This window comes from Anaeromonas gelatinilytica (assembly GCF_016820635.1).
Taxonomy (GTDB): Bacteria; Bacillota; Clostridia; order Tissierellales; family SIT17; genus Anaeromonas; species Anaeromonas gelatinilytica.
This window is the reverse complement of record NZ_WSFU01000140.1, coordinates 1-16,611: the sequence shown is the minus strand read 5'-3', so window position 1 is coordinate 16,611 and position 16,611 is coordinate 1. Positions and strand designations below refer to the sequence as shown.

The window sequence follows — 16,611 nt, the reverse complement described above, 5'->3', positions numbered from 1 at the left end:
CTTTATTCCTTGAGAATAAGGTCCTATTGCTCCTGGTGCATTTTTTGTTGATACTACTTTTCTTTCTGACATATCAATCATCTCCTCTAATTTATTTTGAAAATATGCAATATATTTGTCTTATAATTTTATTATAATATATTTTAAATAAAATTTAATCAAAAACTTTTAGATTTAATGTTTTATTATTGTTCCTTTTTTAGTGGTAATATTCTTAGATGATCCTAAAGATATTCATGATATGCATAGAGTTGATATTTACATTATTAAATAAATTTTTTCTCATAAAGTATGATAAGTACCTATAGGTGTACTCCCTATAGCTAGACCTAATTACTCATCCTCCACTAATAAACTATGGAAACCCTCACCATTTTCAGGACTTGATACATTAAAATACTCAGCTACTGTTGCTGCTATGTCTGATAAAGTTCCTCTTTCTCCAATATTAACTTTATTTAATTTTCGACCATATACCAGTAGAAATGCCTTTTCCCTAGTGTGTTGACTATGACCAATTGTAGGATCATTCCCATGGTCTGCACTTATTAAAAGAATATCTTCATCAGTCATCTTTTCTAATATTTTTCCTATATATTTATCTGCAATCATTATTTTATCTGCATATCCTTGAATATCCTCAGCATGTCCTCGTAAATCTGTTTCCTGGACTGTTGCAGAGATTAGTACTTCATTAGTTTTATCCAAACTTTCAATTATTTTCTTCATTACTAATTCTGTATCTACTGCTGGTATTTTTGTTGCTCCTTCACATTCTATTACATCTTGCATCTTACCTATTAAAGTTACTTCTTTGTTTTCTTTAATTAAAATAGTAGATATTTGTTTCTCTGTATCTACACCATATCCCATATGTCTAGCGTGATAATCATTTTTATATACTCCTGATTTTGGTGAGTTTAATCCTATTAAGCCATCGTCTCTTTTCTCTATACTATTTATAAGTTGTTCTAGACTAACTCCATGACCTCCTAGAGCTATTACTCTATTTATTTTTACATTTTTCCTTACAATTTTTCCTATTTCCATTATCTCTTCAAAGGATATGAAGTCTAGTGGAGCACTTATATTATAAATTTGTCCATAGTCAGTCTCTATATTATCTGCTATTATAACTAACTTGTTGACTAAAAGATACGGCCTTTCTAAATCAGGTATTTCTACTTCATAACCTTCTTTTTCTAACGCTGCTTTTACTTCTTCTATATAAAAAACAAAGGGTTTCATTAATGGTTTTTTTGGATCCGTTCCCATTATCTCCTGATGTCCAGCATAACTATCCGCACCATAATGTTTTAGATTTAATATTCCATAACTCCCTTCATTTATATCATTCTTTAATCTATTGTGTTTAACAATCTTATTTATACCTAATTTTTCTAAATTAGGTATCTCTATTTCTTCAGCTTTATCTAGTATATGGAAAAATGTATTTGCCCCTTTATCCTGAGGACGAACATCTACTACATCATCCATATATCCAACTCCTAAACTATCTAATATCAATATAATTGCTCTTTTTTTCAATTATATCACCACCTTATCTAAGTTTATTTCCAAGACTATCATAAACTCCAACAATTTTAGGATTATTATTTTGTATACCCTCTATTAATACTACTTCACTTCTTGTTACAAAAATTTGAGTTCTGAATGAGTAAATTACAGTATCTCCTACCTCTGCCTTGTTTTCTCCTATTTTTAAAGTCCCATAATAATCAATTGATTCTGGAGATATTTCTTCAATATCTAATATATTATTCTTCATATTTTCAAAATTTCTACCAACTATAGCCTTCTTCATTCGAGACCTTCCGTAAAATCCTCCACCATATACATATGCCTTATCTTCAAAAATATGGGAAACTTCAGTTAAATAAATCATTGCTGGTATCTCTGCTAGCGCATTTTTTCCATGTAATGGTGTAGTCCCTGTTAGAGCATGACCTGGTTCTCCATGGGTTCCTCCTAATTCTTTTATCAAAGGCAATGATGCTACAGTATTAGCACTAGGAGTATTTATCTGTTTTATATCTATATTTAATTCCCTTTCAAGTTTTTTTACACATCTAACTACTGTATATCCATTTTCCGTTGGTTTAATAATATCTTCATCATAATCATATAAAAAACATGGGAAGGCTGTTACTCCTACTATATTTACTCCTGACAATAATTTTATCTCTCTAGCCTTTTCTATGAGATCTTCTTCTTTAAAGCCTCCAACTTGACCTTCGTATATATTATCATTAGGTCCTACTACTTTTAATAATATATCCTGTACCATACCTAGTTTTATGGATTCCTCTGATATTTCCTTTGCTTTTTCTACTGTAAATACAGTTATTACCTCAGGTCTATACTCTAATATTTGTTTAATCATTCTTGAAGGTATCTGAACTAAGTGTCCCACATTTCCTAGTTTTACTCCGGCTTCTGCTAATCTTACTGCCTCCCACGGATCTACTGTTACAGCCTTTTCTATTCCATTTTGAGATATTATCTTAGCTATCTCAGGGTTTCTTCCTATCTGTTTTGTCATCATATATAATTTTATATCTAATTCCTTTGCTCTTTTTGCAAGTCTATTAGTATTAGTTTTTATGGAATCTATATCTAATATATATGAATTAGGTCTAATATCTCCTTTTCTATGCAAATCAATTGCTGTTTTTATTAATTTTTCATTCCTTTCAATAGTCATATCTAAAAACATCTATACTTCACCTTCCTTTAAAACTTTCATAATTGATTCTTCTAATATTCTAAGGACTGTATTGGCACCTGCCCTCATTGGATTAATACGAATCATATAATCTCCTAATTTAGGATTAGATTTTAGGAAGGTTCCAGATACTCTATAAAACATCGCTGTAATTTCATATCTAGATTCTGCACCTATTGGATAGGGAGCTGCACCTAATTTTGAACTATATTCTAAAACTTTTTTGGCTATAGGTTCCTCAAATTCTACCAAAATTACTCTTGATTGTGCATTTGCTATGAATGCAGATTTAATTCCTTTTAATTTCCCAGAATTTAATATATCTATAATTTTATTTCCTTCTTCAGCTTGGATGGCCAATGAAACAGGAGCATATACTAATGATCTTAAAGCATCCATTGCTTCAAATCCCTGTACTTGACTACCTCCTGAATAATTAATCTCTCTAATCTTTTCTATGATCTTCTTATTTCCAACTACACAACCTACTCCTTGAGGTCCTAATAATTTAAATAAAGAAAATGCACTAACATCTGCTCCTAATTCTACTCCTATTTTCTCGGCTTTCATTACAATATAATTATCATCAATTAATATATTAATTGATGAATTCACTTTCTTAATCTCTTCAATTACATTTTGTAAATCATATTTATCATCTAATTTTTGTCTTGAATGCTGTATAAGAGCAAAGTCTACAGATCTAATTGTTTTTTTATCTTCACCTAAAATATTATTAAAATCTACTTTAACAGTTTTTAATCCCATAGATTCTACTATAACTTTTGTAGTAGGATATATTGGAGCATCATGAATTAAGATTTTCTCATTAGGTTTTAAAATAGAATTCATAACATTTCTAATAGCTCCTGTTCCTGAACCCCTAACTAATATAGCATCTTCTCCTCCGAAGAATTGAGCTAAAACCTTTTCTACTTTTTGAGTATACATTGGTTTTCCAACTCCAGGTACGACTCCCAAATCTCCTTCTTGAAAAAATTCATATCCATCAAAATTCTTATGAATTATATCTACTAATTTAAATTGCATATCTTTGGCTTTTTCTATATCTACAGTTTTTATTGGATATGCCTTCATCTATAACCCTCCTATATATCTAATAATCTTTTTGGATTTTCCTTCATCATAATTTCAATTTGTTTTTCGTCTATTCCTATCTCAATAAGTTTTGGGATGAACTTATCTAATAAATGACTATAACCTATACCACCATTAACATTTAAATGGGATTTTCTAGTTATATCTTGAGATAAAACAATTTGGTTTATATGACCTCTATTTATCAATTCATTAATATGTTTTGCTCTTTTTTCATCAGACTGATAATTCAATTTTCCAATCGTATCAAAAGCTAAATAACATCCATTATCAGCAACCCTTAGATGATAATCTAAATCACAATTTAAATCTAAATGTCCAATAACCAATTTTGTCAAGTCCACATTATATTTCTTCATAAATTCTATCTGCTCTAATGCATATGTTCCCAATGTAGTATGTGTTGATATTGGTATTCCAGTTTCTAAATGAGTTCTTGCTGCTACTTTAAATACTTTATTTTCCATAGGAGTCATAATATCATTACTAGTTCCTATTTCTCCAATTACGTGAGCCTTTACATCTGTACCGTCTATACCCTCTAATATATCTTTAATCAATAATTTACTTAATTCTTTTTCTTCCATTTCATATACATAATCAGGTAAGAATGGTTCCTTATAAAATCCTGTACTAGCTATGATATTAAGACCTGTTTCTTGAGTTATTCTTTTCATTACATCTACATTTCTTCCCATACCTCTATTAGTAACTTCTACAATTGTATTTATTCCTTTTCCATTTATATTCTTCATCTCTTCAAGTAAGGATTCTATATCATCAAATTTTGTATCTAAATCTTTTTTTTGAGATGATAAATCTATGCTTAAATGTTCATGTATATATGTTTTTCCTAAGTCTTCTCTATTTATCTCTCCATTAATAGTTATTATACTCATATTCATTCCCCTCCTATTTTAGTTTAAATAAAACTATTATTTTTCTTCTTATATCCTTCTATAAAATATCTTTTATATAATTCTGGAGTAGAATATAGTTTCCTTATTATATCTCCCAATTTACCATTCTCAATTCCTCTTTTAACAATAAAGTCAAGAGAGACCCTTGACTTTATTAGATTTATTACATTATTTTATACTGGTGGTGTAAATAATCCTACTACAGAAAGAATATTCACTAAAACTCCAACCAATATAGCAGATATTGGTCCAACCGCCATACTTACTACAGGTTTTCCAGCCATATCATTTAATACATAAAGACCAATTACTGCAAAAAATCCTATTCCAGGTGCTATTGCATTTGCTGCATTCATACCACCTACTAATAATGCTATTTCAAGAAGTTTACTCATTGCATTCCTAATATTATCTCCTGAATCTCTAATTCCAGGAAATTTATCAAGAAATCTTGCTATAGCATCTAAGAAAAGTACTTCTATACCTATAACAATTCCACCTAATACAAAAGCTATTAAAGGATTTCTTACAAATAATCCGACTACAAACACAAATGTCATTCCAACAGGTCCATATACTCCTGTAGATATTGCAGTAGAAACTATTAAAGGAATGAATCCAATCCCTCTAGCTAAAGCAGCAAATCCAGCATCCACATATTGTCCTTCTGACATTAAATTTAATGCTATTGGATCTCCGGCCATCATATTTGAAGCAGTAGCAGCTGAAACTAAAGCTCCCATTAAAATTAAATATGGTACATTTTTCTTTATCCTACTAACTCTTTCACTAAATACTGAAGCAATATCAACTATTTCTTCCTCAGGTTTTTCCCTCATTGCATATATTAGTAAAATAGCCATACCAACTATCAATGCACTACCTTCTGGATTTATATTGATAGATGCTGAACCCAGAATTATAGGACTAACAACTATGGCTAATTGTCTTGCTATAACAGAAAATGTTAAGTTTAATAACCCCTTCTTAACTCCAAATTGAAAACCAGTTGCTAATGCTGGAAATGCAGCAAAAGCCGCAACCACTGGATCACCAACTGCGCCTAGATTTTCCATGAAATTAACAGGTAAAAGTTCAAATGTATTAACTATACTTTCTAATCCTAATAAAAGTCCTATACCGTAAGCTGCTCCAATTATACCAGATACAAATATACCTTTCTTTCCATCTGGTGAAAATGTACCTATAATATCAGTTCCAAGAAATATTGAATGTATAAGTATAACGCTTGTTGTTAACGAAAATGGAATTCCAAAACCTATAACTAGCCCAAAACACATTGCAAAAGAAGTTGCAGCTAATTCTTTTCTCCCCATTCTACCTTCACGATGTTCAGGCATAATAGGTCGAAGTCCATCATTAAATACCGCAATTCCTTTGTTCGCCATAATTGCACCTAATGCACCTATGATGGCGATTAAAGCAAGCTTCATATTTTTTCCCCCTTATAATTTTAGGTTTTGTCAAAAGTTTTATCAATAAACCTTGACAAACCCTTTATTTTTACAAATTTATATATAAAATACTTGCCCTAGAAATAGGATACAGTTTTATTGCCTAGATAAAATTAAAACCAATATTAATGAAAGAAGTGGCAAAACTTTGAACATGTTTGCTAATTTTATCTCTGGATAGATACTTTCTCCTCTTTTGAAAGTACCATCTTCAATATTCGTTTTAATATATTCCTCAATTAATTGATATTTATGCATTTTAACCATCTCCCTAATCCTTTCCTATATGAAAATACCCTTTGTCCATAGAAAAGCTGTTAACCCAAATAATATAACGAACTTAATATATCTAGAAAAAAACTTCTCCTTATTATTACCATTTTTATCTATAAATGTTATAATATAAGAAACTAATGCACTTGAAAAAACAGTATTGAATAATATTATAATCATTCTTTCATTTATGCCTAATCTACTAAGCATAGCTACTAATACTAAATTTATAAACCCTATTCCAAACATTATCATTATAGAGCCTTTTATGCTTATTTTAACCAATTTATTTCCCATATTTATCACCCTTAAATATTAGTTATATCTCCTAATAATACATAATTTACCAAAGGGTTAGAGAATCCCTCTTTTAAAAATAAATTTTTGCCATGGTTTAATATAATCTAATAAGAAGATTTCTTCCTCTCTTATTCTTCCTACCACATTAGTTTTTCCTGAATTTTTCATGTCTTTTAGGGCTATTTGCAACTCCCCTGAATAATGACCATATTCGCTGGATTCGATTATAACATCTCCTCTTTTAATATCCACAGAATTAAATAATTTAAAATCATGTCCTTTATATTTTACTCTTGGTTGAGTAGATCTTATAAAACTATCTGATATATCTCCTCTGTTAAAGTGAAGTTCTTCTAATACTATCTTTTCTTCTATTTCTGGGATATCTGATGCTAAGTTAATATCAAATGTAACCAAATCCCTTCTTAAGTTTCCTAATTTAATTATCTCTTCTTCTGTGGGATAACAATTAGATATTATAATATCATTTATTAGTCCATTCATAGCAATAAAGTGTTTTGCTTGAATTTCTATGGGAAGTTTCCTATGCATTTCTAGAGTAGGTAATCCATCAGTTACTGGCCATGGTCCAAAAGTATCAGTGTTTTGAGATGTAACAAATGCAGCAGTTCTTAATCCATGTTTTTTAAAATTATGGCTACACTCTAGAAAATGCTCATAATTTAAACCACTATGATCATGGGGATAAAAATTGTGGCAACCTATTAAATTTTCTTTGTTTGGTAGATAATCAATGATTAGGTTAATATAGTGGGTATTATTACTCATATTAACTTCAATCATTAAGTTTTCTTTATTAAAAGTCATAAGAGATTCTTCATTTCCAGTAAAGCCCATGTCTAATCTGATTCCATGAGCACCTATCCCTTTGAAAAAAGATAGCTCTCTATAGCTTATACCTAAGTCATTAAATACTCTAGGACTCACATCAACTATTACCATCATACCTTTAGATGCTGCATAATTATTAATATTTCTGAACTTCTCTACTATCTCGCTTTTATTTTCTACATTTACACTTAACAAACAGGTAAATATTCTGTCAAAACCATTATCTGTAGCTAAATCTATATAATTTTTCATTTCTTCTAAAATGCTTTTTTCTGGATATATTGATATACCTAATCTTCCCATAACAATCTACCTTTCATCGATTTTTTTATACATTTTTATAAATCTCTCTATTAGATTTATTTCTGACATTGCAGTCATAAGATGATCTTGAGCATGAATAAGGATTATATTTACTTCAACTGTATTTCCTGCTGCTTCTTCATGAATCATTTTAGTTTGTAATTTATGAGCTTCTCTCATTGTTTCTTGAGCTTGCTTCATAAGTTCTTCTGCTTTTTCAAATTCAAAATTTTCTGCACTGTTTAGTGCCTCGTAGGCTGTTCCTTTTGCATCTCCCGCATAAGATATAATTCCAAATATTCTTTCTTCATTCATAATATTTTCCTCCTAAACTAAGTTATAAGATTAGTTGTTACAACTAATCTTATAACTGGTTATTATTATAACTAAACTGCTTTTTCTATTTGTTCTAATTCTAATTGCTTATTATCATACATTTTAAAGAATGGATAGTATATTATAACTGATAAAACTATACATACTAAGTTAAGAACAATAGCTTTCCAGTCACCACCAGTAGCCAAATAAGCTCCAATAGGTCCTGGTAAAGTCCATGGTGCAAGGATATAAGGTCTTGCTACTAATTCTAATGACATAACAACATAACTTACTACAGCATTAACTAATGGTGCTAATACAAATGGTATTATTAATATCGGATTTAAAACTATTGGTGCACCAAATATTAGTGGTTCGTTTATGTTAAATAGTCCTGGAGCAAGAGCTGTTCTACCTAGAGTTTTAGAATATTTAGATTTTGAAACAAATGCTAACAATAATACTAAACCAATAGTAGCACCTGATCCTCCTAGCCATATAAACCATTGATAGAATGGCTCTGGAGCTATATGTGGTAAAACCTTTGCCCCTTCTGCAGCGGCTGCTGTGTTAGCATCAAGTAATACAGTCCATACTGGTCTTGCAACTGATCCTACTACTGATACTCCATGTATTCCTGCTGACCAGAATAATGTTATTAAAATTACTGGAAACAATACACCAAATATAGTGTCTGAAGTAGATATTAGAGGTGCCATAACCTTTGCTATAAATCCATGCCAATCGAATTCTAAAACTACAGATATAATAGTCATTAATATTACTACTACTGCTGTAGGTGTAAGTGCTTCAAAAGATCTAGCTACTGAAGAAGGTACTTGTTCTGGCATTGTTATCTTAAATTTAGTTTTGCTTAATAGTCTCATTATTTCAACTGCAAATATAGATGTTACAATTGCAACAAACATACCTGATCCTCCAAGGTTGGCCATTGGAAGAGCCCAACCAATCTCATCTGCTACTTGGGGTATGATTGTCATAAGGAAAGCTACAACTGCTAAGTTTCCTCCTGAAACACCATCAAGGTTATAAGACTTAGATAAACTATAACCTATACCCCAAGATGCATACAAGGACATTATATACATAGTCAATCGATAAGGTAATAATATCTTAACTATATTTTCAGCTGCCCATAGTGCTACAGCTGAATCTTTAGGTACTGGTGGATATGCTAATATCAAGAAAAATGAACCTACTATTATTATAGGTAAAGTTGCAACTATACCGTCTCTAACAGCTCTTAAATGCCTTTGTTCTGCTAATTTAGCCATTGGCGTTGAAAATTTTTCATCAAGCCATACCATGAATTTATCCATCATTGTTAAGTCCCCCTTTATTTATTGTTTACTTTTTCCATGATAAAATTAAATAATTTCTTTACTATTGGTTCCATTGGTGCATACATGTTTGGTGGTATTTTCTCAACTACTAAACCATCAAACTTATTTGCAGATTCTTTTATAACATCAAATCTATGTCTTATTTGAGGTGCTACTAATAGCACATCATAATTGTCCTTTTTTAGTTCTTTCAAATAATCAGAAGTTCCAAATGCTTTAACAGTCATTTCTACATCATTTTTATCTGCTACTTCTTGAAGTTTCTTTGCTGTCATAGCTGTTGACATACCACCGGCACAAACAAACATTACCTTCATAACAAAAACCTCCTCTTATTAATGGTTTTGTCAAAAGTTTTATCAAAGAACCTTGACAAATCTTTATTTTTACAAATTTATACATAAAATACTTACCACCCCCAAAAATAGGATATGATTTTATTTTAAAATTTCTTCTACTATCATCTTTACTGCTTCTTCGTGATGATCTCCAGTAAAACCAAATGCAATTTTCCCTTCATTAACTGCTTTAATCACATCTTCTTTCTTTGGTGGCTTTCCTGGCATAGATACAGTAGCACATTTACTTTTTGTTAATAATGCTATAGCCATACTAAGAGCTCCGCCACCACCTGTATGACAAGCACCTAGATAATAATCAGCCTTTCCTGATTTTATATCATTAGCCGCTTGAAGGTCATTTTTAACTTTTACTTCTACTTCATCACCTCCTATACTCTTCACTAAATCTGCAATTTTTTGTTTCTCAACTTGTCCACCTATAACAAACTTAATCATTATTACTCCTCCTTTCCTTTATTATTTAAAATTAATATGCAGCCATGTAAAGCAATATAACCTTTTTCTGATTCAGGTATTTCTATATCTAGTCTCTTCTCAATGAAATCATAAAATTCAGGAAAATCATCATAAATTTCATTCTCCTTAACTTCTTCTAAGGCCATCTCATCCATTTCTTCTATTTTTTCACCTTTTTTAATTCTTGATAAAGCCATAGCTAAATGAGTTACTAACATAGATGCATTTTCTTCTGTCATTTCTAAAGAATATTTTTCTTCAAATTTACTAATAAAATCTAAAGTTACATCTTTAATTTTCTCACTTATTTCTCCTGCCCCTTTCAATATTTCAAGTCTTTGTACCAATAATTTATTCATTTTATCTCCTCCGCTCAATATACATTTTTTTGTATATTAATCTTAAAAAAATTAATACTTAGGTATTATTTCATCATTCATAACTTTCTGTTGTATTTTTTCTACTTTTTTTAAATCAATGAATTTGTTTAGAATATTACCAAATTCCTTATTTCCTTTACTTACAGCTACTACTGCAATAGTATCTTCTTTTGAAAGATCTTTTGTTTTCTTACTTGATAAAGGACAAACATTATATTCTAAGTTTTTTTCCTTTATTTCATCAACATTCCAAATTGCAGCATCAATTTCATTATTCTTCATCTTATTTAATATTTGATTATATGGTGTTTCCACATATTCTATTTCTTTATCAATACATTCATTGGAAGTTAGTATAAGCTGATCAATAGACATAGGGTCTAATGCTATTCTCATTCCATCTTCAATCTTAGTTTCATTTCTATCTCTAAAAACAATAACATGATTACCCACATAACTACCTTCACCAAATTCATGAATTATTTCGATATTAGAAGATTTTCTCATCTCCAATCTAGCAGCTAGTTTTGAAATAATAGTAAAATTATATTTTCCTAAATTCAATGCTTCTATTCTTTTAGAAGACCCCCTCATAAATGCTAAACTAAAAGGTATCTCACTTTCTTCAAAACTCTCATAAAATCCAGTAGCTAAACCTTCATATCTCTTTGAATAAGGTAGTGGCATAACTCCCATTATTACATTAAAATCTGATACTTCCCACAATTTTTTATAATCTATATCAACAATAAAAGTACCTAAATGTCCTCGAGATTCTAATTTTAAACCATTAATTTCTTGAAGAAATTTAAGAGCTGATTGAACAGTTCCTCTGGCTGTATCAAAAATATCAGTATATTGACTAACTGTTCTTATTCTATCCCCTTTATAATAAGTTAACATCTCTCGAGCTAATAATATAATTACTTTTCCATTTTTAGACATTAATTTATTCTTATAACTATTCATATAATTCAACCTTCCAACATAATACATTTTTCTGTATATTCTATTTTAAGTATAACATATATATAATATAATTCAACTATAAATTTAACTCTGATAATACATCAAATACTAACATATTATTGTTTGATCTGCCAATTACATAGGAAATAATACTTTTATCTACAAAATCTAAAATAGCACTCTAATATACTTTCTTTCCCTCACTATATTTGAACTCTATTACATGAGTAAGCCACTTTTAATTGATATTATCTGTATTAAAATCTCTATTTAATATATTTTCAAAAATAATCTCTGGTGTAGATTTTATATAATTTTTTTCGTTCTCTGTACAACATTTAACAATTTCTATTCGCTCTTCTAATGTAGTTGATCTTCCTTTAGTCATGATTTGATTTCTCCCTAATATATTGGAGTTATAATCCTTTCTCCGTTTATACCCTTAACTACTGTGAATTCTATATCGTAAAGACTAGATAGATTATATTCTGTGAATATATCCTCTACTTTTCCGTTTATCATAATGCTACCATCTTTAATCATAACTATTTCGTCACAGTATCTATAACATAATAATGGGTCATGGATAGATAGTATTACTCCCTTATTATATTTCTTAGATATATTCCATATGAGATTCATGACTTCATGCTGATTTTTTATATCTAAGCTAGACGTAGGCTCATCCATAATTATAAACTCAGTATCTTGAGCTATAGCTCTAGCTATCATTACGAGCTGTTTTTGTCCTCCACTCAACTTTGAAAAATTTTCTTCTACTAAACTCTCTATTCCAACAATTTTTATAGCATCATAAGAAAGTTTATAGTCTCTATCAGTTAGCTTATCAAGTCCATTTAGATAGGGATTTCTTCCCATTAACACTACAGTTAGTACAGTAAAGTTTAACTTTGAGCTTATACTTTGAGGTACATAGGATATTATTTTTGATAAGTCTTTTTCATTAAAATCATGTATATTTCTATCTTTAACTTCAACTTTTCCTTTGTTAGCCCTATATATCCCAAATAAATTTTTTAAAAGTGTAGTCTTACCTGTACCGTTTTTACCTAATAAGCTATAGACCTTACCTTTCTCAAATTCTATATTAATGTTTTTTAGTACTTCCTTTTCATCAAATAAAAAAGTTAAATCTTCTACTTTTATTTTCATAATTGCACCTTCTTAAACTGTTTTTTTAATGATAAGTAAATATCCTAGAATAGGAGCTCCTATCATAGCTGTAAGTATTCCTATAGGTATTTCTGAAGTAGTTAAGGTTCTAGCTACATTGTCTAGAATAAGTAATAATGTTCCTCCAAATATGGCGGTGAAAAGATATATGAATTTATTATCATTTCCTAATAATATCCTTGATAAATGAGGAACTATCAAAGATATCCAACCAATAGTTCCAGATATTGAAACACAAAATGACACTACAAAGGATACTAAATATAAGATTAAATTTCTAAACTTTGATACATTCATTCCTAATGATTTTGCTTCTGTGTCTCCTAAAGATAATATTTTTATTTTAAAATCTAACTTATTTATTAAAATTATACTTGGAATTATTATAAAAATACAATTCCTAACTAGCTCCCAGTTAGCCCTATGTAGTCCACCCATAGTCCAGAAAACTATGGATGGAAGTTGCTGATAAGGATCAGAAATATATTTCATAATAGAAAGAAGAGATGTAAAAAACGCAGAAGTTATTATACCTGATAATACTAAGTATAAAATACTCTCATCTCTAGACATTCTTTTTATAAAACATGTTATAAGGATTGCTAGTACTCCAAATGTAAAGGCTAGTATTTGTATTTTCCCCTTAAATTCTACAGGTAAAATGATAGCAAGTGCTGCTCCAAAGCTCGCTCCAGATGTTACCCCTAAAATATCTGGAGACGCAATTGGGTTTTTAAATACATTTTGAAATACTAGTCCTGAAATAGATAAACCTGCTCCAACTAAGGCTGCCATTAAGATTCTTGTAAGTCTAACATTAAATAATATCATAGCAATAGGATTTAATTCAGTACCATTTAAAATATGACTTTTTATATTTCCAATACTATTAACATATTCTTGTCTATCTATTGAGTATCTACCTATAAACATTGATACAATAAGAGTTAATACAAAGAAAATAGTTATTATAAAAAGATAATAAAGTTTAAGATCATTCTTTTTACTCACTTTCTAACTTTCCTCCTAAGTCTTCAAACGATTTGCCGTAAAATTTACTATAAAATTCGTTTGCTTCTTTATCTATATCTAAGTCACTAAATTCTTCTGGATACAAAGTTTTTCCTATCCAAAGTATACCTAGTATACTAGATGGTTGAGGCATGTCCCAAGAACTTATATTAGATGGTATTTGATAAACATCATTATTTTTTATAGCATTTATAGATTTTATTTTTTCGTCGCTTTTTATATCTTCATGACTTCCACCTTCGGAATACATAACGGAAAATATCACATCTGGATTCCAAGTTAAAAGTTGTTCTACTGTAACGTCATTTGAACCACCTTTAAGGTCTGCCGCAACGTTTATACCACCAGCTACTTCTATCATTTCATGTTGATACATACTTGAAGATACTGTAGATAAAACACCTCTAGAACCAGCTATATATATCTTTTTCTTTTCTAATGAATTAACTGTTTCTTGAACGTATTTTATTTTGTCATTATAGTATTTTACTAACTCATTAGCTTTTTCTTCTACACCCATTGCTTTACCTACGTTTATTATTTCATCTTTCAAAAGATCTACACTTTCAGGGTTTATACTAACAACTTTAATATTTTGAGCTTCTAGTTTTTCTACCGTTTCATCATCTTCCTCAGTTGGATAAATAATAACTAAATCAGGATCTAAAGATAAAACAGCTTCTATATTTATTCCGTTTTTTTTACTTCCAACTTCAACTAATTCAGATATAGATTCTCCCTTTAGGCTTTTTATTAAATCTAACCCACCTGAAGCTCCATCTTCTACTCCTATAAGCTTATCTGCTCCACCTAAAGCTAATACTAAATCCGTTGCAGGTCTATAAGTAGTCACTATTTTATTTATATCACTACTCTCTGTTTCTGAACTATTATAACCTTGATCACTTTCACATCCCAAAAGAACTAATGGAATGATCATTATTAACATTATTAATAGTTTAGATATACTATTTTTCATTATCTCTCTCAATTTCATAACCTCCAATAATTTGATATCTGTTTCACAATATTATTTCTGTTTTCCTCTGTCACTTCAATAACCATTACATCTTTTCTAGCTATCAATCCCTTTAAAAATTCTGTATCTTTTTTCTTTAGAACTCCTAGCACTCTTTTTTCACTATCTAGAACTCTATGTACATTTTTCTTAAAAACACTTGCTTCATTTTCAAAAAAACCTATTTCATCTAGTAATACTAAGTCAATGTTTTTATCAATTGACTTATTCAAAATATCTACCCCTTTGTTTTCAAAAGTTTCTGCTATTCCAAAGCATTTTTTTTCACCATAGTTCTTTGAGTTTATTCCAACTATGTTTTCTTTTTTAGGGAAAATATTTTCCTCTAGTTGATTTTCTATGTAATAGCCCTTTAAATATCCATATTCATAGAAGGGAAGTGTTTTAAATCCAGCTATAGTTTTATCTTTAAAATATTCATCTATAACTTTGTTTATTATAGTAGATTTTCCAACCTTAATATTACCAGTTAGAAATAGGTTTTTACAGTTCAAAGTTTCATCCCCTTGCCTCTATCTTTAAATATTTCACTTATTACCTTTCCACTAATATCTTCCCGTTCTCCTCTCAAACCCTTATCTCTAGCTGTTATTATTCCTACCCTATACATTTACATCCTTCTTTCTTATGGTTATTTGACAAAAAAATCATATTTCATATGTTTTGGCGTTCCATTATTTCTTACAAGAACTATTTCACTTAATATAGATAAAGCTATCTCTTCAGGGATCTCTCCCCCTAAATTTAATCCTACAGGAGCATATACCTTTTGTAAGTCTTCTCTTTTAAATCCCTTTTCTAATAGATTGTCAAAAGTATATTTCAACTTTATTTTACTACCTATTAATCCTATGTACTTAGCTCCTCTATCTAATACAGCTTCCAATGCCTTTTCATCATCTTTATGTCCCTTTGTAGCAATAACTATATATGAAAAAGAATCTATTAAATATTTGTTTAATTCTTCCTTTACATCCCCTAATAATAATTTTTGAGCCTTAGGGAAATTTTGCCTATTACATATTTCCTCTCTCTCATCTACTACTATAATATTAAAATCTAGTTGTTGAGCCATATGATAGATACTTCTACCTACATGACCCCCTCCTACTAAAATCAGATTTTCCTTTTTTTTGAAAACCTTTATGAATACTTCTCCTTGGCCTCCACATACTGCTCCTAAATCTCCCTTATCAGTTAGTTTAAAATCATATTTCTTACTTTCTCCCTTTTCTATACATATTTTAGCTTCTTTTATGACTTCGTACTCTAGTTTCCCTCCACCTATTGTTCCAATGGTAGTACCATCCTCCATCACTATCATTATTGAACCCTCTTCCCTAGGTGTGGAACCCTTTACACTGATAGTTGTCGCCATTGCTACACTTCTATTATTTTTCATTTCCTCATTTATTTTTTCTATATATTGAATTTCATCCATAGAGCCATCTCCTCGTATAATATGTTTAGAGACACTTTTTAAGTGATCTATTCATATTATTTTTTTAT

Annotated in this window: 20 protein-coding genes; all 20 read right to left on the bottom strand. The window is 29.7% G+C overall.

Annotated elements, in window-relative coordinates; genetic code table 11:
- Positions 1-333: 333 nt before the first annotated feature.
- Complete coding sequence (locus tag GOQ29_RS13980; protein WP_203373289.1) at positions 334-1,548, bottom strand: phosphopentomutase; 1,215 nt, start codon at positions 1,546-1,548, stop codon at positions 334-336.
- A 13-nt stretch (positions 1,549-1,561) separates the two neighbouring features.
- Complete coding sequence (locus tag GOQ29_RS13975) at positions 1,562-2,737, bottom strand: YhfX family PLP-dependent enzyme (protein ID WP_203373288.1); 1,176 nt, start codon at positions 2,735-2,737, stop codon at positions 1,562-1,564.
- Positions 2,738-3,844: an aminotransferase class V-fold PLP-dependent enzyme gene (locus GOQ29_RS13970; protein ID WP_203373287.1), complete on the bottom strand. Its 1,107-nt coding sequence runs from the start codon at positions 3,842-3,844 to the stop codon at positions 2,738-2,740.
- An 11-nt stretch (positions 3,845-3,855) separates the two neighbouring features.
- A complete protein-coding gene (locus GOQ29_RS13965; protein ID WP_207750724.1) occupies positions 3,856-4,764 on the bottom strand; it encodes a phosphotriesterase family protein in 909 nt (302 codons plus the stop codon).
- Between the two features lie 194 nt (positions 4,765-4,958).
- The gene (locus GOQ29_RS13960) at positions 4,959-6,239 is read right to left on the bottom strand and encodes a YhfT family protein (RefSeq protein WP_203373286.1); all 1,281 of its coding nucleotides are present in this window, start codon (positions 6,237-6,239) and stop codon (positions 4,959-4,961) included.
- A gap of 117 nt (positions 6,240-6,356) precedes the next feature.
- A complete protein-coding gene (locus GOQ29_RS13955; RefSeq protein WP_203373285.1) occupies positions 6,357-6,518 on the bottom strand; it encodes a hypothetical protein in 162 nt (53 codons plus the stop codon).
- Positions 6,519-6,542: 24 nt separating this feature from the next.
- Positions 6,543-6,830 carry a hypothetical protein gene (locus GOQ29_RS13950; protein ID WP_203373284.1) on the bottom strand — a complete coding sequence of 96 codons (288 nt, stop codon included), beginning with the start codon at positions 6,828-6,830 and terminating at the stop codon, positions 6,543-6,545.
- Positions 6,831-6,887: 57 nt separating this feature from the next.
- A complete protein-coding gene (locus GOQ29_RS13945) occupies positions 6,888-7,988 on the bottom strand; it encodes a DUF871 domain-containing protein (RefSeq protein ID WP_203373283.1) in 1,101 nt (366 codons plus the stop codon).
- A 6-nt stretch (positions 7,989-7,994) separates the two neighbouring features.
- Complete coding sequence (locus tag GOQ29_RS13940; protein WP_203373282.1) at positions 7,995-8,303, bottom strand: PTS lactose/cellobiose transporter subunit IIA; 309 nt, start codon at positions 8,301-8,303, stop codon at positions 7,995-7,997.
- A 71-nt stretch (positions 8,304-8,374) separates the two neighbouring features.
- Positions 8,375-9,649, bottom strand: coding sequence for a PTS sugar transporter subunit IIC (locus tag GOQ29_RS13935; protein WP_203373281.1), 1,275 nt, complete (start codon positions 9,647-9,649; stop codon positions 8,375-8,377).
- Positions 9,650-9,663: 14 nt separating this feature from the next.
- A complete protein-coding gene (locus tag GOQ29_RS13930; protein WP_203373280.1) occupies positions 9,664-9,987 on the bottom strand; it encodes a PTS sugar transporter subunit IIB in 324 nt (107 codons plus the stop codon).
- 120 nt (positions 9,988-10,107) lie between these two features.
- On the bottom strand, positions 10,108-10,467 hold the full coding sequence (locus GOQ29_RS13925) for a DUF2620 domain-containing protein (protein WP_203373279.1): 360 nt from the start codon (positions 10,465-10,467) through the stop codon (positions 10,108-10,110).
- 2 nt (positions 10,468-10,469) lie between these two features.
- Entirely contained in the window at positions 10,470-10,847 is a 378-nt protein-coding gene (locus GOQ29_RS13920) for a PRD domain-containing protein (RefSeq protein ID WP_203373278.1), read from the bottom strand.
- A gap of 51 nt (positions 10,848-10,898) precedes the next feature.
- Entirely contained in the window at positions 10,899-11,837 is a 939-nt protein-coding gene (yhfZ, locus tag GOQ29_RS13915; RefSeq protein ID WP_203373277.1) for a GntR family transcriptional regulator YhfZ, read from the bottom strand.
- Between the two features lie 238 nt (positions 11,838-12,075).
- Complete coding sequence (locus tag GOQ29_RS13910) at positions 12,076-12,225, bottom strand: hypothetical protein (protein WP_203373276.1); 150 nt, start codon at positions 12,223-12,225, stop codon at positions 12,076-12,078.
- A 14-nt stretch (positions 12,226-12,239) separates the two neighbouring features.
- A complete protein-coding gene (locus GOQ29_RS13905; RefSeq protein WP_203373275.1) occupies positions 12,240-13,010 on the bottom strand; it encodes an ABC transporter ATP-binding protein in 771 nt (256 codons plus the stop codon).
- 12 nt (positions 13,011-13,022) lie between these two features.
- Complete coding sequence (locus GOQ29_RS13900) at positions 13,023-14,042, bottom strand: FecCD family ABC transporter permease (RefSeq protein WP_203373274.1); 1,020 nt, start codon at positions 14,040-14,042, stop codon at positions 13,023-13,025.
- Positions 14,035-15,054 carry an ABC transporter substrate-binding protein gene (locus GOQ29_RS13895; protein ID WP_203373273.1) on the bottom strand — a complete coding sequence of 340 codons (1,020 nt, stop codon included), beginning with the start codon at positions 15,052-15,054 and terminating at the stop codon, positions 14,035-14,037. The genes GOQ29_RS13900 and GOQ29_RS13895 overlap by 8 nt, the downstream gene beginning before the upstream one ends.
- 2 nt (positions 15,055-15,056) lie before the next feature.
- A complete protein-coding gene (locus GOQ29_RS13890; protein WP_203373272.1) occupies positions 15,057-15,596 on the bottom strand; it encodes a nucleoside-triphosphatase in 540 nt (179 codons plus the stop codon).
- A gap of 137 nt (positions 15,597-15,733) precedes the next feature.
- Entirely contained in the window at positions 15,734-16,543 is an 810-nt protein-coding gene (locus tag GOQ29_RS13885; protein WP_203373271.1) for an XdhC family protein, read from the bottom strand.
- Between the last annotated feature and the right edge of the window lie 68 nt (positions 16,544-16,611).